This window comes from Streptomyces sp. NPDC056347 (assembly GCF_042262625.1).
Lineage (GTDB): Bacteria > Actinomycetota > Actinomycetes > Streptomycetales > Streptomycetaceae > Streptomyces.
This window is the reverse complement of record NZ_JBHJQP010000027.1, coordinates 1-18,744: the sequence shown is the minus strand read 5'-3', so window position 1 is coordinate 18,744 and position 18,744 is coordinate 1. Positions and strand designations below refer to the sequence as shown.

At 73.2% G+C, this 18,744-nt stretch carries 17 protein-coding genes; 2 read left to right on the top strand and 15 right to left on the bottom strand.

The annotated features are described in order from the left end of the window. Window positions 1-35 precede the first annotated feature (35 nt). Window positions 36-365 (top strand): hypothetical protein, encoded by a 330-nt coding sequence (locus ACFCV8_RS09535; RefSeq protein ID WP_376684717.1) that lies wholly within the window; start codon window positions 36-38, stop codon window positions 363-365. Between the two features lie 118 nt (window positions 366-483). Here the strand turns inward: ACFCV8_RS09535 and ACFCV8_RS09530 are convergent, their stop codons facing one another. The 15 genes from ACFCV8_RS09530 to ACFCV8_RS09460 form a co-directional block, all read right to left on the bottom strand. Next, entirely contained in the window at window positions 484-1,713 is a 1,230-nt protein-coding gene (locus tag ACFCV8_RS09530; RefSeq protein ID WP_376684716.1) for a cytochrome P450, read from the bottom strand. A gap of 175 nt (window positions 1,714-1,888) precedes the next feature. Further along, window positions 1,889-2,542 carry a response regulator gene (locus tag ACFCV8_RS09525; RefSeq protein ID WP_376684743.1) on the bottom strand — a complete coding sequence of 218 codons (654 nt, stop codon included), beginning with the start codon at window positions 2,540-2,542 and terminating at the stop codon, window positions 1,889-1,891. Between the two features lie 95 nt (window positions 2,543-2,637). Continuing rightward, entirely contained in the window at window positions 2,638-3,966 is a 1,329-nt protein-coding gene (locus ACFCV8_RS09520) for a sensor histidine kinase (protein ID WP_376684742.1), read from the bottom strand. A gap of 225 nt (window positions 3,967-4,191) precedes the next feature. Next, window positions 4,192-5,067 carry an alpha/beta hydrolase family protein gene (locus ACFCV8_RS09515; protein WP_376684715.1) on the bottom strand — a complete coding sequence of 292 codons (876 nt, stop codon included), beginning with the start codon at window positions 5,065-5,067 and terminating at the stop codon, window positions 4,192-4,194. Between the two features lie 96 nt (window positions 5,068-5,163). Continuing rightward, window positions 5,164-6,372, bottom strand: coding sequence for a kynureninase (gene kynU, locus ACFCV8_RS09510; RefSeq protein WP_376684714.1), 1,209 nt, complete (start codon window positions 6,370-6,372; stop codon window positions 5,164-5,166). Beyond that, entirely contained in the window at window positions 6,365-7,213 is an 849-nt protein-coding gene (locus ACFCV8_RS09505; RefSeq protein ID WP_376684713.1) for a tryptophan 2,3-dioxygenase family protein, read from the bottom strand. The genes kynU and ACFCV8_RS09505 overlap by 8 nt, the downstream gene beginning before the upstream one ends. A 185-nt stretch (window positions 7,214-7,398) precedes the next feature. Then, entirely contained in the window at window positions 7,399-7,812 is a 414-nt protein-coding gene (locus ACFCV8_RS09500; RefSeq protein ID WP_376684712.1) for a DUF3151 domain-containing protein, read from the bottom strand. 54 nt (window positions 7,813-7,866) lie between these two features. Next, window positions 7,867-9,432, bottom strand: coding sequence for an MFS transporter (locus ACFCV8_RS09495; protein ID WP_376684711.1), 1,566 nt, complete (start codon window positions 9,430-9,432; stop codon window positions 7,867-7,869). A 166-nt stretch (window positions 9,433-9,598) separates the two neighbouring features. After that, window positions 9,599-10,789, bottom strand: a complete 1,191-nt coding sequence (locus tag ACFCV8_RS09490; RefSeq protein WP_376684710.1) for a MalY/PatB family protein — start codon at window positions 10,787-10,789, stop codon at window positions 9,599-9,601. Window positions 10,790-10,891: 102 nt separating this feature from the next. After that, a complete protein-coding gene (gene fbaA, locus ACFCV8_RS09485) occupies window positions 10,892-11,923 on the bottom strand; it encodes a class II fructose-bisphosphate aldolase (RefSeq protein WP_376684709.1) in 1,032 nt (343 codons plus the stop codon). 199 nt (window positions 11,924-12,122) lie between these two features. Further along, on the bottom strand, window positions 12,123-12,662 hold the full coding sequence (pyrE, locus tag ACFCV8_RS09480) for an orotate phosphoribosyltransferase (protein WP_376684708.1): 540 nt from the start codon (window positions 12,660-12,662) through the stop codon (window positions 12,123-12,125). Window positions 12,663-12,731: 69 nt separating this feature from the next. After that, window positions 12,732-13,532 (bottom strand): aldose 1-epimerase, encoded by an 801-nt coding sequence (locus ACFCV8_RS09475; protein ID WP_376684707.1) that lies wholly within the window; start codon window positions 13,530-13,532, stop codon window positions 12,732-12,734. 24 nt (window positions 13,533-13,556) lie between these two features. Further along, a complete protein-coding gene (locus ACFCV8_RS09470) occupies window positions 13,557-14,474 on the bottom strand; it encodes a carbon monoxide dehydrogenase (RefSeq protein ID WP_376684706.1) in 918 nt (305 codons plus the stop codon). 86 nt (window positions 14,475-14,560) lie between these two features. Then, window positions 14,561-16,159 (bottom strand): polyamine aminopropyltransferase, encoded by a 1,599-nt coding sequence (locus ACFCV8_RS09465; RefSeq protein WP_376684705.1) that lies wholly within the window; start codon window positions 16,157-16,159, stop codon window positions 14,561-14,563. Between the two features lie 83 nt (window positions 16,160-16,242). Beyond that, entirely contained in the window at window positions 16,243-16,764 is a 522-nt protein-coding gene (locus ACFCV8_RS09460; protein ID WP_376684704.1) for a DUF2617 family protein, read from the bottom strand. 780 nt (window positions 16,765-17,544) lie between these two features. Between ACFCV8_RS09460 and ACFCV8_RS09455 the strand changes: the two genes are divergently transcribed. Further along, window positions 17,545-18,714 carry a pyridoxal phosphate-dependent aminotransferase gene (locus ACFCV8_RS09455; protein WP_376684703.1) on the top strand — a complete coding sequence of 390 codons (1,170 nt, stop codon included), beginning with the start codon at window positions 17,545-17,547 and terminating at the stop codon, window positions 18,712-18,714. The last annotated feature ends 30 nt before the right edge of the window (window positions 18,715-18,744 follow it).

Here is an 18,744-nt window from a genome sequence, read left to right as displayed (position 1 = left end):
CAACCTCGCCGGGGTTCCCCCGCGTCACCCTGTCCATGGAGAACCGAAGCGAAGCATTCCGTGGTCTCGCCGGATGTCTGACCGTCGCCGCGGGCGGGATCGCCGGAATGCTGGCCTGGGCGCCGTACGGCAGGCACGGCCTCCTCAGCGGCTTCGAGGGCGCCAAGGAGTGGAACGTGCTGTGGCTCGGGCTCCCGGTCATGACGTTCGGCGGCGTCGCGGCCGGGCTCACCCTCGTCGCCCTCGCGGGGCGGAAGTGGCGGCGGGCGGCCGGGGCCGCGGCGGCGCTCGCGGCCCTCGCCGGATTCGGGGTGGCCTTCGACGTGCTGGAGGGCCCGCCACTGGCCTGCGGTCCCGGATGCTGAAAGCGGGGCCGGTCAGGGCGGGGGCCATCAGAACAGGGTCACTCAGAACGGGGTCCGTCAGGACGGGCAGGCCGGGGCGCCGGAGCCCCGGCCCCGGCCGCCCGTGCGTCACGTCACGTCACAGTTCGACGCGGAGTTCCTTCGGGCCCCTGATCACGTAGCCCGGGTTCCACTCCGGCTCGGCGGCCAGGCGCAGACCCGGGGCGCGGCGCAGCAGCTCCCCGAAGGACGCGGCCAGCTCGACCCGGGCCAGCGGGGCGCCCAGGCAGAAGTGGATGCCCGCCCCGAAGGTGATGTGCGGGTTGTCCCGGCGGGCCAGGTCCAGGGTGTCGGGGTCGGTGAAGCGAGCGGGGTCGCGGTTGGCCGAACCGAAGAGCAGGGCCACCTCCGAGCCGCGCGGAATGACCGTGCCGTCGATCTCGATGTCGTCCAGCACCCAGCGTTCGAACATCTGCAAGGGGGTGTCGTAGCGCATCAGTTCCTCGATCGCCGTCGGCAGCAGACCGTGGTCGGCGCGCAGGGCGGCCAGCTGCTCGGGGTGACGCAGCAGCGTCCACCAGCCGTTCACTGTGGTGTTGACGGTCGCCTCGTGCCCGGCGTTCAGCAGCAGCACGCAGGTGGAGATCATCTCCTGCTCGGTCAGCCGCTCGCCCTCGTCGTGGGCGGCGATGAGCGCGGAGATCAGATCCGTACCGGGGTTCTCGCGCCGCTGCGCGATCAGCTCGCGCAGGTACGCGGAGAAGTCGAGCGAGGCGCGGACGGCGGCGCGGGCGGTCTCCTCGGACGGGTTCAGCTCGAACATCCCGACGATCGCCGCCGACCAGGGCCGCAGCAGGCCCCGGTCGGACTCCGGGACGCCGAGCATCTCGGCGATGACGGCCACCGGCAGCGGTTCGGCGACGGCCGTGAGCAGATCGCCGCCGCCCGCCTCGACGAAGGAATCGACCAGTTCGGCCGCCAGCCGCCGTACGGTCGGGACGAGCCCTTCGACCGTACGCGGGGTGAACGCCTTGGAGACCAGTCGCCGGATACGGGTGTGGTCGGGGGCCTCCAGATCGAGGAGCCCCTGCCCGTTCAGGGTGTGGAAGGGCTCGTGCGCGGCGGGCGGCGGGGTGCGGCCGAACTCCTCGTGGGTGAAGCGGTGCAGATACGTACGCCCCAGCCTCCGGTCGCGCAGCAGCGCGGACACATCGGCGTAGTGCGGGACGAGCCACTGGTCGGTCGGCTCGAAACGGTGCACCCGGCCGGTGGCGCGCAGCGCGGCGTAGGCGGGATACGGGTCGGCCACGAAGGCCGGGGACCAGGGGTCGAAGGGGGCATCGGCGACGGAACGGGGAGAAGGGTGCATGCCCGGACGCTAACCGCACCCCGCCGGGGCCGACCACCCGCCCCGGGGCCCCGGCGGATACCGAGGGACCGACCCGTACGTCCGACGCGGCTCGGCTCGGCTCGGGCCCCGGCTCGCGGTGGCCCCGGCTCGCGGTGGCCCCGGCCCTCCGTTCGCGTTCGGCCCCGGTCCGGGTTCAGGACGGGGTGACCAGCCGGGCCTCGTACGCGAAGACGGCCGCCTGGGTGCGGTCCCGCAGCCCCAGCTTCACCAGGATGCGGCTCACATGCGTCTTGATGGTGGATTCCGCGACCACCAGGTACGAGGCGATCTCGGCGTTGGACCGGCCCTGCGCGATGAGGACCAGCACCTCGGTCTCGCGCTCCGTGAGGTCGCCGACCCGGGCCAGCGCCGGTGAGCGCGGCGCCTCCGCGAGCTTCGAGAACTCGTTGATCAGCCGCTTGGTGACGGTCGGGGCGAGCAGCGCCTCCCCGGCCGCCACCACCCGTACCCCGTCGGCGAGCTGGCGCGCGGAGGCGTCCTTGAGGAGGAAGCCGGACGCTCCGGCGCGCAGCGCCTGGTAGACGTACTCGTCGAGGTCGAAGGTGGTCAGCACCAGGACCTTGGCGTCCGCGTCGGCGGCGACGATCTCGCGGGTGGCCTCGATGCCGTTCAGTTCCGGCATCCGGATGTCCATCAGGACCACGTCGGGGCGGAGCGCCGCGACCTGTGCGATGGCCTGCCGCCCGTCGACCGCCTCGCCGACGACCTCGATCCCCGGCATGGCGTTGAGCAGCACCGAGAAGCCCTCGCGGACCATCATCTGGTCGTCCACGATCAGCACCCGGATCGGCGGATTGACGGACGAGGAGGATGAAGAGAACGAGGAGGACGAAGAGGATGAGGATGAGGGTGACGAGGAGGACGGGACGCCCGCGGTGCCGCTCATGCCGTGCCCGCCCGTCCCGCCGCCGCGCCGTTCGCCGCGCCCGCCGACGCCGGGCCCGTCTTGTCGAGCACCACCGTGGGCGTCCCGTCCTGCTCCCGCGGCTCGGGCCCGCCCTGCACGGGGATGAACGCGGCTATCTCGTAACCGCCCTCGCCGGTCGCCCCGGCCGTCATCTCCCCGTTCAGCATCGCGACCCGCTCCCGCATCCCCGTGATCCCGTGCCCGGCGCCCTGCGAGGGCTGCACCGGCCCGGTCGGCGGCCCGTTGACGATGCGCAGCCCGACCCCGCCCAGCACATAGCCGATCTCCACCCGGGCGCCGGCCCCTGGCGCGTGCCGCAGCGTGTTGCTGAGGGCCTCCTGGATGATCCGGTACGCCGACAGCTCGACGCCCTGCGGCAGTTCCCGTACCGCGCCGGTGATCGTCTTCTCGGTCTCCAGGCCCGCCTCGCGCACATTGGCGAGGAGCCCGTCGAGCTGGGCGAGGGTGGGCTGCGGGGCGTCCGGGGCCTGGTAGTCCTCGGCCCGTACGACGCCGAGGACCCGGCGCAGCTCGGTGAGGGCGGCGACGGCGTTCTCCCGGATCGTGGCGAAGGCCTGTTCCAGCTCGGGCGGCGGGTTCTCCACCCGGTACGGTGCGGCCTCGGCCTGGATCGCGACGACCGACATGTGGTGGGCGACCACGTCGTGCAGCTCCCGGGCGATGGTGGTGCGCTCCTCCAGGAGGGTGCGCCGGTCGCGTTCGACGGCGGTCACGGTGCGCTGCACGGTCACCTCGCGCTCCGCGTCCCGCCGGGTCTGCACCAGGGCGACCACGAGCAGGGCGAACGCCGAGACCACGCCCATGGCGACGGTGGTGGTGCCGGGCCGCCAGACCAGGTTCTCCATGAACGTGCCGAGCAGCATCGTCAGGCCCCACATCCAGGCCGCGGTACGCGGCCGGGTCCGGGCGGCGACCACGACGAGCACGACGAGGTGCGCGAAGAAGGTGGTCGGCCCCCAGGGCCACTCGTGGTCGCCGAAGAACGCGGTCACCGGGGTCATCGCGAGCGAAACCCAGAACGCCCCGACCGGCCTGATCAGCGTCATCGCCACGGCGACGGCCGGGAGCAGCGTGAGCAGCTGGGTGATCGGGAAGTTCGACCGGGACATCCCGGCCAGGAAGACCGCGAGCGCGGTCAGCGCCACCAGCGCGTGCGGGGTCCACACGGCGCGGTCCCGCATCCGCCGGGGCAGGTGGCGGATCACCGGCCCGTCCTCCCGCAGCGGGGCCATGGGGCGGTACGCGAACGCGTCGTGGAAGAGGGCCTGCCGGAGGCCGCCCATCGCCCCCGCGGCCATCCGGTACTCCGGGCTTCTGCTCTTGGTCTCGGTCACGCCACCACGGTAGGCGGCGGCCCGGGGCCCGGTCGTCCGCAGTGATACGGATTCCGGGCCGTCCGTCGCAAGTACTACCCGCGCCTCCGCAGCCGTCCGTTCCGCCGACGCGAAGCGGAAGCACACCCCCCGCGCACGTCGCCCGAACCCCACGCGCCCCGCCCGTGCCCCCGCTCACCAGGCGAGTTGGGCGATCTCCTCCGCCACCACCGCGCAGGCGTCCGCCGCCGGATCGATCAGCGGGAAGTGGCCGACGTCGGGCAGCAGCGTCAGCCCCACCGTCTCGCCGGCCCGCGCCGCCGCGTCGACGTACGCCTCCGCGACCGCCGGCGGCACATCGGTGTCCCTGGTGCCCTGCACCACGGTGGTCGCGATGCCGGTGGGCAGCAGCACGGCCGGGTCGGTGTGGCGGGCCCGCTCCTCGAACTCCGCCCCGCCGCCGAGGAACTGGCCGACCGCCCCGGAACACACGTCCAGCGCGACGGACGTGGTGAAGTCCGCGATCGGGGCGAGCGCGACGACCCCCCGCAGCTCCGGCGGCCCGGGCAGCCGCCACGGCGACCCAGCGGGCAGTACGTGCCGGGCGGCGGCCCACAGCGCCAGGTGCCCGCCCGCCGAGTGCCCGGTGACGACGGTCCGCCGGACGTCGGCGGCCGGGAGTTCCCGGGCCAGCAGCGACGGCAGCGCGTCCATCGCCGCGGCGACGTCGTCGAGGGTCTCCGGCCAGCGCCCCGCGACCGGTTCCGTGCCCCGCTGCCCCGGAATCCCGCCCCCGCGCCGGTACTCGACGCTCGCGACGGCGAACCCGCGACGGGCCAGGAAGTCCGCGAACGGCGACACATGGCCGCGGTCGTACGGCGCCCGCCACGCCCCGCCGTGCAGCACGACCACGACCGGCGCCCCGGTCCGCCCGTCGCGCGGGGCGTAGAAGTCGACCAGCTGGTCGGGGTGGTCGCCGTAGGCGGCGCAGGCGTCGGGGGCGACCGGTGGATGCGAGAAGGCCGACTCGGCCTCGGCGGCGTCCCGATCGCGCGCGGCGGAATCCGACATGCTGCCCCAACCTCCGGTAGCTGAGCCCGAACCGGCCCGACCTGCGGGGACGGTACCAGCACACAAGGTTCCCGTCCCCGCACGGCGCCCGCCGCTCTACGCCGCCGCCGGTACGCCGTCCAGCACCTCGGCCAGCACCCGCGCCGCCCGCTCCACGTCCGCGAACCCGACGTACAGCGGGGTGAACCCGAATCGCAGCACGTCGGGGCGGCGCAGGTCCCCGACGACGCCCCGCGCGATCAGCTCGGCCATCACCGGCTCCGCCTCCGCGCAGCGCAACGCGACCTGACTGCCGCGCTCCGCGTGCGCGGCCGGGGTCACCGAGTCGACCCGGCCCTGCGGCACGTACGCGGCGACGCACTCCAGGAAGAAATCCGTCAGCGCCAGCGACTTGGCCCGCACGTCCTCGACCGACACCCCGTCCCACACCTCGAGCGAGGCTTCGAGCGCCAGCATGGAGAGGATGTCCGGAGTGCCGACCCGGCCCCGCACCGCGCCGTCGGCCGGGGCGTACGCGGCCGTCATGCCGAACGGGTCGGCATGCGAGGTCCACCCCGGCAGCGGCGAGTCGAACACCGCCTGATGGCGCTCGGCGACGTACAGATAGGCGGGCGAACCGGGCCCGCCGTTCAGGTACTTGTACGTGCAGCCGACCGCCAGGTCCACCGCGTGCGCGTCCAGCCCGACCGGCAGGGCGCCCGCGCTGTGGCACAGGTCCCAGACGGCGATCGCGCCCGCCGCGTGCGTGGCGGCGGTCAGCCCGGGCAGGTCGTGGAGCCTGCCGGTGCGGTAGTCGACGTGGTTGAGGAGCACGGCCGCGGTACGGGGGCCGAGTGCCCCGGGGACGTCGGCGGGGGCGACCGGGACGAGCCGGTGACCGGTCATCCGGGCCGCGGAGGCGGCGATGTACCCGTCCGTCGGGAAGGTCGTCGCGTCCACCAGGATCTCGTCGCGGCCCTCCGGGGCCAGCCGGGTCGCGGCGACGACGGCCTTGAAGACGTTCACGCTGGTCGAGTCGGAGACGACGATCTGTCCGGCGGCGGCCCCGACGAGCGGGGCGATCCGGTCGCCGATCCGCTCCGGCGCGGTCCACCAGCCGCTCTCGTCCCAGGAGCGGATGCGCAGCTCGCCCCACTCCCGGGTGAGGACCTCCTGCACCCGGGCGGGTACGTGGGCGGGCAGCGCGCCGAGCGAGTTGCCGTCGAGGTAGACGGTGTCGTCGAGGACGAACAGTTTCCGCGCACCGGCGAGCCGGTCGGCGGCGTCGAGCGCGGCGGCCCGCGCGGCGAAGGAGCTGTCAGACATGGCTGCGCGCCGTCCACAGCTCGGGGAAGACGTTCTTCGTGGCCCGCTTCTCCAGCCAGGCGACCCCGGCGGAGCCGCCCGTGCCGGTCTTCGAGCCCATCGCCCGCCGGGTGGCGACCAGGTGGTCGTTGCGCCAGCGCCACACCAGCTCGCCGACGTCGGTGAGCGCCTCGCCGAAGCGGACCAGGTCCTCGTGGCGTTCGGGCTCGGCGTAGATCTCCGCCCACACGGCCTCGACCTCGGGGGACGGCTCGTACCTGCGGGTCAGGTCGCGGGTGAGCACGTCCTTCGGCACGGGGAAGCCGCGCCGGGCGAGCAGGGCGAGCGTCTCGTCGTACAGGCCCGGCTCGGCCAGCGCCTTCTCCAGCTCGGCGTGGACCCGGGGGGCGCCGCGGTGCGGCACCAGCATGGACGCGGACTTGTCGCCCAGCAGGAACTCCATCCGCCGGTACATCGCCGACTGGAACCCGGAGCCCTCGCCGAGGGCGCCGCGGTAGGAGTTGAACTGGGCGGGGGTGAGCTGGGCCAGCGGGGTCCAGGAGGCGTTGAGCGCCTCCAGCTCCCGCACGGACCGCTTGAGCGCGTCGCGCGCCACGGTCAGCCGGTCCTCGCGCAGGGCGTGCGCGGCGGTCTCCCACTCGTGGACTATGACGGTGAACCACAGTTCCATGACCTGGGTCGTGACCAGGAACACCATCTCGCCCGGATCGTCGGAGCGGGGGTGCTGGAGGTGGGTCAGGACATCCGCCTGGACGTAGTCCTCGTACGGAGTCGTTCCCGCGAAGTCGAGGTGCGGGGTCTCCGCACCGGTGGCTTCGGGGTCGGGGTGGATCGTCGACATCGCTGTCTCCTCGACACAAGCTTCCGGGTAGCGGTCCGCCCCTTCCGTGAGGTGATGGAGCTCCGGTCCCCTGTTGGCATCCTACGAACAACACGGACCCCGTGGGCAACCGCTCCCCACGGGGTCCGTTGAACGGCAGTGCCTACCGGCGATACCTCCTGGCAGTACCTACCGGCCGGGCCCGGCTAGCCGAGGGTCTCGGCGGCGGTCGGCGAGGAGTCGCGCAGGAAGGCCGTGCAGCGCTCGTACTCCTCCTGCTCGCCGATCTCGCGGGCGGCCCGCGCCAGGGCGTGCAGGGCGCGCAGGAAGCCGCGGTTCGGCTCGTGCTCGAAGGGCACCGGGCCATGGCCCTTCCAGCCGGCCCGGCGCAGCGCGTCGAGCCCGCGGTGGTAGCCGGTGCGGGCGTAGGCGTACGACTCGACGGTGCGGCCGCCCTCGAACGCCTCGTCCGCGAGCTGCGCCCAGGCCAGGGAGGAGGTCGGGTACTTCGCGGCGACGTCGGCGGGGGCCGTGCCGTTCGCGAGCAGCTCGCGCGGCTCCGGGTCGTCGGGCAGGTGGGTCGGGGGCGGGCCCCCGAGCAGGTTCTCGTGGATCGACATGGGTTCAAGTGTGCCTGGCACATGCGTGCCGGGGTACCCGGCGGTCGGCGGCGGTCAGCCGGTCCCGTCCTCCGCCTTCCCCGCGTCCTCCCGCCCGCCGCCCGGTCCGTCCCCCCGCCCGTCCTCCTCGGGCGTGGGTTCCAGGGGCGGGGCGGCGATCCCGCAGTGCACCGCGCATTCGGGCCGCGCCCGCTCCTCGGCCGCGGGAGCGGGCGTACGCACCGTCGCCCAGGCGATCCCCGCCCCCAGCACGAGCAGCCCGGCGCACATCGGCATCGCCCGGTGGAAGGTCGCGGCGAACTCGTCGGCGTTCCGGTACGCCTCCGGACCCATCCCCGCGAGCAGCGGCAGCGCGGCCACCGCGATCAGCCCGGCGGCGCGGGCGGCCGCGTTGTTGATCCCGCTGGCGAGTCCGGCCCGCGCGGTGTCCACGGAGGCCAGCACGGTCGCGGTGAGCGGGGCGACCAGGGTGACCAGCCCGACGCCGAGCACCGCGACCGCCGGAAGGACGTCGGCGAGGTAGCCGGGGACGGAAGCCGACCCGGGCCCGATCCGCAGCATCAGCAGCATGCCCGCGGCGGCGATCAGCGGCCCGACGGTGAGCGGGATGCGGGGCCCGATGCGCTGCCCGAGCTCGCCCGAGGCGGCCGAGAAGAGCAGCATCAGCACGGTCGACGGCAGCAGCGCCGTACCCGCGCCGAGCGCCGAGTACCCGGCCACCACCTGGAGCTGGATCGCGGCCAGGAAGAAGTAGCCGCCGAGCGCCGCGTACACACAGAGGGTGATGACGTTGACGGCGGTGAACTGCCGGGACTCGAAGACCGAGGGCGGCAGCATCGGCTCCGCCCGGGTGCGCTCCACCCGTACGAAGACCGCCCCGAGCAGGACGCCGCCGACGGCCGCCCCGATCACCGTCCCGGAGGCCCCCTGCCCCGGCGCCTCGATCAGGGCGTAGGTCACCAGGGCGAGGGCGAGCGCCGCGAGCACGGCACCCAGCACGTCGAACCGCCCGCGTGCGTGCGGATCACGCGACTCCGGTACGTGGCGCAGCGCCACCGGCACGCAGACCGCGGCGAGCGGCACGTTGAGCAGGAACACCCACCGCCAGCCCGGCCCGTCGACGAGCCAGCCGCCGACGAACGGCCCGACGGCGGCCCCGACCCCGCCGAGCCCCGACCACAGCCCGACCGCGCGGGCCCGGTCGTCGGGGTGGAAGCTCGCCTGGATCAGGGCCAGCGAACCGGGGGTGAGCAGGGCCCCGCCGACGCCCTGGAGAGCGCGGGCGGCGATCAGGACGGCGGCGTTCGGGGCCAGGCCGCACAGCGCGGAGGCGGCGGCGAACCAGACGACGCCGACGACGAAGACCCGCCGCCGCCCGTACCGGTCGCCCAGGGAGCCGCCGAGGAGGATCAGCCCGGCGAGGGTGAGCATGTACGCGTTGACGGTCCACTGGAGGGCGGCCAGGTCGGTGCCGAGGTCCTTGCCGATCCGGGGCAGGGCGACGTTGATGACGGTGGAGTCCAGCATGACCATGCTGGAGCCGAGGACGGTGGTGAGGACCACCCGGCGTCCCGCGGCGGAGGCGACACGGATGGCCCCCGGCCCGGCTGCGTCAGACATACGAGCAGCATCCCCGTTCCGCCCCGCCCGTGCCATCGGAACGGCGATTCGCCGCCAGGTCCTACGCCGGTGCGCCCTGCGCCGACACGTCCCGCGCCGTCCCGTCGTACTCCGGTGCGCCCTGCGCCGACACGCTCCGCGCCGACATGTCCGATGCCGCCCCGCCCTACCCCGCCACGCCCCGCGCCGTCCGGCCCGTCACCGCCCGCACGCCCCGGATCAGCGCCTCCACCCCGGCGGCGGCCTTGGCGCGCGGGCACCCCACGTTCAGCCGTACGAAGCCCTCCGCGCCGTACACCCCGCCGGGCATCACCGCGACCCTCTCCCGCTCGATCAGTACCCGCTGGAGCTCCGCGTCGCCCTCGACGCCCGCCGGGCGCAGGTCGATCCACGCCAGGTAACCGGCCTGCGGGGGCCGCCAGCCCAGCTCGGGAAGCTCCTCGCCCAGCCGCCGCGCGACCAGCTCCAGGTTCCCGGCGACGTACTCCCGGGCCTCGTCCAGCCATTGCGCCGACTCCCGGTACGCGGCGATGTGCGCGGTCAGCGACAGCACCGCCGGGGAGGCCAGCCCCTCGGCGGTCTCCATCCGCCGCAGGAACTCCGCCCGGTCGGCCGGGTCGCCGACCAGCCCGTACGAACCGGTCAGGGCCGGGAAGTTGAACGCCTTCGACGCGGAGGTGACCAGCGCCCAGCGGGTGGCGCCCGCCACCCGCGTCCACGGCACGTGTATTCGCCCGCTGTGCACGAAGTCCGCGTGTATCTCGTCGCTGATCACGGCGACCCCGTGCCGGGCGGCCAGCGACGCGAAGCCGCGCAGCTCGTCCTCCGTCCACACCCGGCCGGTCGGGTTGTGCGGCGAGCACAGCACCAGGACCTTGCTGTCGGGGCGGGCCAGCTCGCGCTCCAGCGCGTCCCCGTCCCCCACCGGCACCCCGCGCAGCTCCCGCCGCAGCCCGGTGACCGCCTTGCGGAAACCGTCGTACGTGGGGGTGTGGACGACCACGCCCTCCCCCTCCGCGGTCCACATCTGGAGCAGCTGCGAGAGCTGGCTGAGCACCGAGGGCCCGTACACCAGCTGCCCCGTGTCCACCTCCGTGCCGTGCCGGGTCGCGTACCAGTGGGCTATCGCCGAGCGGAAGTCGTCCTGCCGCCAGTCCGTGTAGCCGAACACCCCGTGGTCGAGGCGGGAGCGCAGCGCGTCCAGGACCTGCGGGGCGGTCCGGAAGTCCATGTCGGAGATGGTGAACGGCAGCAGCCCGTCCACCCCGAACCGGTCGGCGACCCCGTCCCACTGGACGCACCAGGTGCCCCGGCGGTCGACGACGGCATCGAAGTCATAGCGCGCGCTGGAACCCACAGCGACCCCTCCACGGATGACGTATGTGTGTGTCTGTCGGACATGCCGTGGGCCCGGCACCCCACGGGATACCGGGCCCACCACAGCACTTCGTACCAGCTGCTACTTCAGCTTGGTACCGGTGGAACGCAGGTTGGCACAGGCCTCCGTGACGCGCGCGGCCATGCCCGCCTCGGCGGACTTGCCCCAGCTGCGCGGGTCGTAGGCCTTCTTGTTGCCGACCTCGCCGTCGACCTTCAGCACACCGTCGTAGTTGCGGAACAGGTGGTCCACGATCGGACGGGTGAAGGCGTACTGGGTGTCGGTGTCGAGGTTCATCTTCACGACGCCGTTCTCCAGCGCGGTGGCGATCTCCTGCTCGGTGGAGCCGGAGCCGCCGTGGAAGACGAAGTCGAAGGGCTGGCTGCCGGCGGGCTTGCCGTACTTGGCGGCGACGCCCTCCTGGAGGTCCTTCAGCAGCTCGGGGCGGAGCACGACGTTGCCCGGCTTGTAGACGCCGTGGACGTTGCCGAAGGAGGCGGCCAGCAGGTAGCGGCCCTTCTCGCCCAGGCCGAGCGCCTCGGCGGTGCGCAGCGCGTCGTCGACGGTGGTGTACAGCTCGTCGTTGATCTCGTGCGAGACGCCGTCCTCCTCGCCGCCGGTCGGGGTGATCTCGACCTCGAGGATGATCCTGGCGGCGGCGGCCTTGGCCAGCAGCTCCTGGCCGATGGCCAGGTTGTCGGTCAGGGTCTCGGCCGAACCGTCCCACATGTGGCTCTGGAACAGCGGGTTCTCGCCCCGGGCGACGCGCTCGGCGGAGATGTCGAGCAGCGGACGCACATAGCCGTCCAGCTTGTCCTTCGGGCAGTGGTCGGTGTGCAGCGCGACCGAGATGCCGTACTTGGCGGCGACGATGTGGGCGAACTCGGCCAGGGCCACGGCGCCGGTGACCATGTCCTTGTTGTACTGGCCGCCCAGGAACTCGGCCCCACCGGTGGAGATCTGGACGATGCCGTCGCTCTCCGCCTCGGCGAAGCCGCGCAGCGCCGCGTGCAGGGTCTGGGTCGACGTCACATTGATGGCCGGGTAGGCGAACTTCCCCGCCTTCGCCCGGTCGAGCATCTCGGCGTAGACCTCGGGGGTTGCGATGGGCATCTGACCGCTCCTTGGGATATGCGGGTGTGCGTGCTGGTTCCCTGACCTGGGGGCGACGTCATCGTCGCCCCCATCTTCCCAGACTCTCGCTCCGGCTCCACCCGGCCCATGGGCCGCGCTCCCCGGCGGCCGGGCGCGGGCATGCGAAAGGGGTGGGGTGTTTCACGTGAAACACCCCACCCCTGAAAGAAACCGCAGGTCAGGCCAGGTCCAGATCGGCGACCGAGTAGACGTGGACGTACGGGAGACCGGCCTCGGCAATCGCCGGGGCCGCACCGCGCTCCACGATCACGGCCACGGCCACGACCTCGCCGCCGGCCTCGCGGACCGCCTCCACGGCGGTCAGCGGCGAGCCGCCGGTGGTCGAGGTGTCCTCGACCACCAGGCAGCGGCGGCCCTTCACGTCCGTTCCCTCGATACGGCGCTGCATCCCGTGCGCCTTCTGCGCCTTGCGGACGACGAACGCGCCCAGCTCCTGGCCGCGCGCGGCGGAGGCGTGCAGCATCGAGGTGGCGACCGGGTCGGCGCCCAGGGTCAGTCCGCCCACGCAGTCGTAGTCCAGCCCGGCGGTGGCGTCGAGCATCACCTGACCGACCATCGGAGCGGCCTTGCCGTCCAGCGTGATGCGGCGCAGGTCGATGTACCAGTCGGCCTCAAGACCCGAGGAGAGGGTCACCTTGCCGTGTACCACGGCCTTGTCCTTGATCTGCTGGAGCAGCTCAGCACGTACGTCAGTCATGGTTACGAGCTTAAGCGGCACACCGGACGCCGACTTTCACGCCGCCTCCCCGGGCCCCGGCGCCGCCGGTCACAGCCGGCGCCAGCTCCAGGTCGTCGCGATCTCCAGCGGGTCGATCGGGGTCACGTACCGGGGCGCGGTGTTCAGCCCGTTGGGCGGGCCGGACTGCGGCTCCACGCAGACCGCCGCCTCCTGCTCGTCGTAGATCACGACCCACTCGGTCCGGCTCTTCACGGTCAGCTCCAGCTGCTGCGGCCAGGTGAGCGTCACCTCCACCCCGTCCGGCATCCCGAAGCAGTCGTCCCAGGGGCCGTCCAGCGGCGGGATGCGGCGGCCGGTCGGCAGATGGTCCGCACCCCGCTCCTCCTGCCAGGCCGCGTCGAACGAGAGCTGTACGTCCTTGCCGTCCTCGCCGAGCCTGCGCAGGAACCACGGGTGCCAGCCGGCCTGCGCCGGGAAGGAGTCGCCGTACGTCTCGATGCCGAAGGCGAGCGTGAGCGCGTCCTCGGTCAGCTCGAAGGTCTGGGTCACCCGGCCCGGGTACGGCCAGGGGTCGGCGAGGTCGTAGTAGAACGACGCCTCCCGTTCGCCCACCCGGGCGGTGCGCCAGGCGGTGTCCCGGCCGGTGCCGTGGATGGCGTGCGGCGGGGCGTTCACCGGCAGCCGGTGCGGGACGTCGCCGTTGCGGAACAGGCCGTTCCCGGTCCGCCCGCACCACGGCACCATCGGGAAGCAGCCGTACTTCTCCCCCTGCCTCAGCAGTTCGGTACCACCGATCCGCAGGCTGTCGATGCGACAGCCGTTGGCGGGGCTCACGGTCAACTCTGCGTCGCCGACGGACAGCCGGACATCCTTCTCGCTGCTACTCACCCGACGAGGTTACTGGCGCCGCCGCTACCGCCGCCGCCTCAAGGCCCTGGTCACCACCACCGCGGAGGCCAGCGCGAACGCGGCGGCCGGGACGACCCAGCGGAGCGCTGCGCCCGCGTTGGCCGAATCGGGTGACGGTACGGGGGCGTACCGGCCGCGCGGCGGCGCGTGGTCGACCTCCTCGGCGCTGCGGCCGATCATGGTGCGCCGGGCGTGCGCGGCCTCGGCCGGGGGCTCGTCGGGGACGGTGAACTCGACGTCGGACACCGGATCGAGCGAGGGCGCCGGTACGGGGGCGTCGAAGACCGCGCCGGTGCCCGGCGGGTTGCCGCCCTCGTCCGCGGGCGCTTCCGCACCCTCCGCCGGGGCGTCGTCCGCCGGGGCCGTCCCGGTCGTGTCGGCCTCCTCGGCCGCCTCCTCGATGGCCTGCTCCACGGCCTCCCCCACGGACCGCTCGGCCGCCCCGGCCCCGCCGTCGGCCTCACCACCGCCCGCCAGCGTCTCCGTCACGAGCTGCTGGGTGAACCGGTCCAGCAGCCGCCCGGCCGCCGCGAGCGCCGCCGCCGCGTCCAGCTCCAGGATCCGGCCGTCACCGTCCGCCGTCCCCGCGAAGCCGATCGCCGTGCCGCCGTCCCGCGCGGTGAGCCGGACGGTGAGCCGCAGCCGCACCGAACCGCCGCCCCGGGCCTCGGCGCCCTCGCCGGTCACCAGCACCACCGCGTCGCCGTCCTCTTCCCCGCCCGTCCCGTCCGTGAGCCGCAGCGCGCCCCGGTACGTGATCGTGTGGCCGTCCACCCTGATCCTGAGCCGGCCGGACAGCGGGTCCGCGGACGCGTCGGCGTCCTGCTGAAGCCCCGGCACGCAGCGCGCGACGCGGGCGGGGTCGCCGAGCGTCCGCCGGAGGGACGGGACCGGAACCGGTACGAACACCTCATGCTCCATGGAAACCGAGCCTACTCAGCCCCGGCCGCCACGTCAGCGGTTCACCACCGAGCCACCGCCGGGCGCCCGCCCCCGACCCCGGTCCTTCAGCGCTCCTCCCAGTACCTCGGGTGCACCAGCGTCGACGGCGGCAGGCCCGCCGGCCGGGCCCGGTCCGCCTCCCGCCCCGCGTCCACCAGCGCCCGCCCCGTCATCGACCGCAGCACCGGCGCCCCCGCGGCGAGCCCCAGCCCCGGCCGCTCCCCCCGCCCGGCCAGGACGAACCCCCAGCCACGCGCATCGCGCTGCCGGTGGGTGGCCCGGTCCGGCCCGGCCGTGGAGTCGGAGAGCCGGCCGCTCATCCAGTACGGGCGGGTACGCAGCCCCGCCGCCCGCATCGACGCCTCGACCGTCCAGTACGTACGCGGCCGGGACAGCGGCGGTCCCCCGTGCACCACCAGCCGCCCGCCGGGCGCCAGCGACTCGGCGACCAGGCCGTAGAACTCCGCCGAGTACAGCTTGGTGCTGTTGGAGATCCCCGGATCGGGCAGGTCCGAGACGATCACGTCGTAGCGCCCGTGCCGCGCCCGCAGCCAGTTGAAGGCGTCCGCGGTGACCGCCGTGACCCGGGGATCGCGGTAGGCGTGGCCGTTCAGCTCCGAGAGCAGGCGGTCGTCGCGGGCCAGCCGGGTGACGCCCGCGTCCAGCTCGACCACGGTGACCTCGCGTACGTCGTGGTAGCGCAGCACCTCGCGGGCGGCGAGACCGTCACCACCGCCCAGGACCAGCACCCGGGTGTGCGGTCCGTTCATCGCCGGGTGCACCAGCGACTCGTGGTACCGGTACTCGTCGCGCGCGCTGACCCGCAGCCGCCCGTCCAGGTACAGGTTCAGGGAGTCGCGGGCCGCCCCCGTCAGCACCACCTCCTGCACCGCGGTCTGCTCGGCGACCCGCACCCCGTCCCCGTACACCGCGCGCCGCGCCGCCCGCTCGAAGTCGCCGACCAGCACGGTCGCGACGGCCAGCACCACGATCACCGCCACGTTGAACAGGATCAGCAGCCGGCGGGAGCGCCGGGTGAGGTCCCGGCGGAACACGCACAGCACCAGCGCCCCGCCCGCCGCCGCGTTGACCGCGCCGGTGAACAGCGCCCCGGTCAGCTGGCCGAGCACCGGCAGCAGCAGGAACGGGAACGCGAGCCCGCCGACCAGCGCACCCACGTAGTCGGCGGCGAAGAGGTCCGCCACCGCACCGCCCGCGTCCTGCCGGTCCACCCGTTGGATCAGCGTCATCAGCAACGGGATCTCCGCACCGATCAGGACGCCGATCGTGAGCGAGAACCCGACCAGGGCGTACCGCGACTCGCCGACCCAGGCGAACGTCGCGTACAGCACCAGCGCCGAGGAACCGCCGACGAGCGCGAGAGCCGCCTCGATCAGCCCGAACCCCTCCGCGGCCCGGCTGCGCAAACGTTTCGCGAGAAGCGACCCGATGCCCATCGCGAACACCATCACGGAGAGCACGACCGATGCCTGGGTGACCGAATCACCGATCAAGTAGGAGGCGAGCGCGACGAGTTCGAGTTCGTACACCAGGCCGCAGGCGGCGCAGACGAAGACCGCGGCGAGCACGAGACACCGACCGGTCCTCGGCCGTACGGGAAGACACGCCGCGCCCCCTCGCAGCGACACCTGCTGGTCGATCATGACCCGAACGCTACGTCACGAAGCTGTGGCAGCCTGTCACCCACAAGGGTGTAAATGGCGTGTTCACAACGGAATGGGGCCGCTCAGCGGGCCACCGCGGGCATCCGCACCCCCACCCGCGTACGCGTCACCACCAACTGCCCCTCCTGCGGGTACGCGTGCCAGGTGCGCCACCGCACCTGCCCCTCGGTCCGCTGGGCCAGCATGGCGGTGAAGGCGTGCGGACTGCCGGGAAACGTCCCGGCGAGCCCGTGCGGATGATCGGCCACCAGCGCGAGCAACTCCTGTGCACGCCCCGCGAACGAGCCCTCCGAGAGGGTCTCGACGCGTGCCGCGAACTCGTACTCCCACTCCCCGAGCCGCTTGGAGACACCGAGCGGGAGCGGGGTGCTGCTGCCGGGGATACAGGCGACGGTTTCGGAACAGGTCCCGCGGTCCTCTTCCAGGAGCACCTGGTGGGAGGCGCCGAGCAGGCGCATCTGCAGTTTGGCGCCGGCGAGATCCAGGTCGAGCACGGCCAGCGCGGGAAGCGGTTCACGCCCCAGCGCCCAGGCGAGGTCGGCAGCACGGGTGTCTGAATAAGCAGTCTGGAGGGTCGTGAGCATGGGTCGGCTCCGCAAGAAAGCATGGACGCATGGACAGGGGGACGCCCCCCTAGCGCGCTGCTCGTGGGAGGTGGGTAGCGCCCGATCAGGTCCAACTCGGGTCCTAGGGCTGAAAGTTCTCTCAACCGAGGGAACCACGAATAGTTCGCATCCACAGCGTTTTTACCCAACTTGCCGGGGTTTCCATCCCCTCGGGGGCCTCTCGGATCATCTGTTCACGGACGACCCACGAAATCGCCCAACAAAAAGGTGCCCGGCGGGAGTTCACCCGCCGGACACCTGTCGATCGCGCCCCGTGCGCCCGTTCAGCTCCCGCCGCCGCAGCCGCCCCCGCCACCGCACGAGGACCCCCCGCCACAGGAGTGCCCCCCGCCGCACGAATGCCCTCCGGAGTGCCCGCCCGAGTGACCGCCGGAGCTCCCGCCGGAGTCGGCGGACCCCGACCCGCAGGACGTACCACCGCCGGCGGCGCTGCTGCTTCCGGCGTTGTTGTTCCCGGCCCACCAGCTCCTGTTCGCGGAACGGCCACCGCCCATGCCCCGGCGCGCGCTCCAGATCCGCGCCGCCTTCCGCCGCCGGGCCCTCTCCACCAGCAGCACCACGACCAGCACGACCACGACGATCGCCGCTATGACCACATCCATGGCTCCATGTCCTTCCGTTCCCCCGGAGCGAGCTCCCCCGCTCGCCCACGCTTCACACGTGGAGGGGGAATGCCCCGCCCCCGAACGGCCAAAGCAGACTTGAGCAACTCCAGAGCTTCCGCGCAGGATGACAGCCATGACACAGGGACGACCGTTGCTCAACCGCCGCCTCGCCGGATTCGGCACGACGATCTTCGCGGAGATGTCGGCGCTCGCCGTACGCACCGGCTCCATCAATCTCGGCCAGGGCTTCCCCGACACCGACGGCCCCGAGGAGGTCCGCGAGGCCGCGGTCCGGGCGCTGCGGGAGGGGAAGGGCAACCAGTACCCGCCGGGCCCCGGCATCCCCGAGCTGCGCACCGCGATCGCCGACCACCAGCGGCGCTTCCGCGGACTGACCGTCGACCCCGACACGGAGGTCCTGGTCACCGCGGGCGCGACCGAGGCGATCGCCGCGGCCATGCTCGCGCTGCTGGAGCCGGGTGACGAGGTGATCGCCTTCGAGCCCTTCTACGACTCCTACGCGGCCTGCATCGCGATGGCCGGGGCGAAGCGCGTACCGCTCACCCTGCGCGCCCCGTCCTTCCGCCCCGACCTGGACGAGCTGCGGTCCAGGATCACCCCGCGGACCCGGCTGCTGCTCCTGAACACCCCGCACAACCCGACGGGCACGGTCCTCACCCGCGAGGAGCTGACCGCGATCGCCGAGCTGGCCGTGGCGCACGACCTCCTGGTCGTCACCGACGAGGTGTACGAGCACCTGGTCTTCGAGGGCGAGCACATTCCGGCGGCCTCGCTGCCCGGCATGCGCGAACGCACCGTCTCGGTGTCCTCCGCCGGAAAAACCTTCTCGTACACGGGCTGGAAGGTCGGCTGGGTCACCGCGCCCGCCCCGCTCGTCGCCGCCGTCCGCACCGCCAAGCAGTACCTGACCTACGTCAGCGCGGGCCCCTTCCAGTACGCGATCGCCGAGGCGCTGCGCCTGCCGGACACGTACTTCGACGGCTTCCGGGCCGACCTGCGGCGCAAGCGCGATCTGCTCGGCGAGGGACTGCGGGCGGCCGGGTTCGAGGTCCACCGGCCGCAGGGCACCTACTTCATCACCACCGACATCTCCCCCTTCGGCGAGAAGGACGCCCTCGCCTTCTGCCGTACGCTCCCCGAGCGCTGCGGGGTCGTCGCCGTACCCAACTCGGTCTTCTACGACGACCCGGAGGCGGGCCGCAGCCAGGTCCGCTTCACGTTCTGCAAGAAGGACGAGGTCCTCCGGGAGGCGGTCGACCGCCTGAGCCGGCTGGCTCCCTGAGCCGGACCCCGGCACGACAGGCGTCGGCCC

Coding starts and splice junctions, on each gene's coding strand:
- ACFCV8_RS09455 (WP_376684703.1), top strand. CDS start 17,545: ATGACACAGGGACGACCGTTGCTCAACCGCCGCCTCGCCGGATTCGGC.
- ACFCV8_RS09500 (WP_376684712.1), bottom strand. CDS start 7,812: ATGTCGATCCACGAGAACCTGCTCGGGGGCCCGCCCCCGACCCACCTG.
- ACFCV8_RS09470 (WP_376684706.1), bottom strand. CDS start 14,474: ATGGAGCATGAGGTGTTCGTACCGGTTCCGGTCCCGTCCCTCCGGCGG.
- ACFCV8_RS09465 (WP_376684705.1), bottom strand. CDS start 16,159: ATGATCGACCAGCAGGTGTCGCTGCGAGGGGGCGCGGCGTGTCTTCCC.
- ACFCV8_RS09460 (WP_376684704.1), bottom strand. CDS start 16,764: ATGCTCACGACCCTCCAGACTGCTTATTCAGACACCCGTGCTGCCGAC.
- ACFCV8_RS09495 (WP_376684711.1), bottom strand. CDS start 9,432: ATGTCTGACGCAGCCGGGCCGGGGGCCATCCGTGTCGCCTCCGCCGCG.
- ACFCV8_RS09535 (WP_376684717.1), top strand. CDS start 36: ATGGAGAACCGAAGCGAAGCATTCCGTGGTCTCGCCGGATGTCTGACC.
- pyrE (WP_376684708.1), bottom strand. CDS start 12,662: ATGACTGACGTACGTGCTGAGCTGCTCCAGCAGATCAAGGACAAGGCC.
- kynU (WP_376684714.1), bottom strand. CDS start 6,372: ATGTCTGACAGCTCCTTCGCCGCGCGGGCCGCCGCGCTCGACGCCGCC.
- ACFCV8_RS09530 (WP_376684716.1), bottom strand. CDS start 1,713: ATGCACCCTTCTCCCCGTTCCGTCGCCGATGCCCCCTTCGACCCCTGG.
- ACFCV8_RS09505 (WP_376684713.1), bottom strand. CDS start 7,213: ATGTCGACGATCCACCCCGACCCCGAAGCCACCGGTGCGGAGACCCCG.
- ACFCV8_RS09515 (WP_376684715.1), bottom strand. CDS start 5,067: ATGTCGGATTCCGCCGCGCGCGATCGGGACGCCGCCGAGGCCGAGTCG.
- ACFCV8_RS09520 (WP_376684742.1), bottom strand. CDS start 3,966: ATGGGCGGCCTCCGGCAGGCCCTCTTCCACGACGCGTTCGCGTACCGC.
- fbaA (WP_376684709.1), bottom strand. CDS start 11,923: ATGCCCATCGCAACCCCCGAGGTCTACGCCGAGATGCTCGACCGGGCG.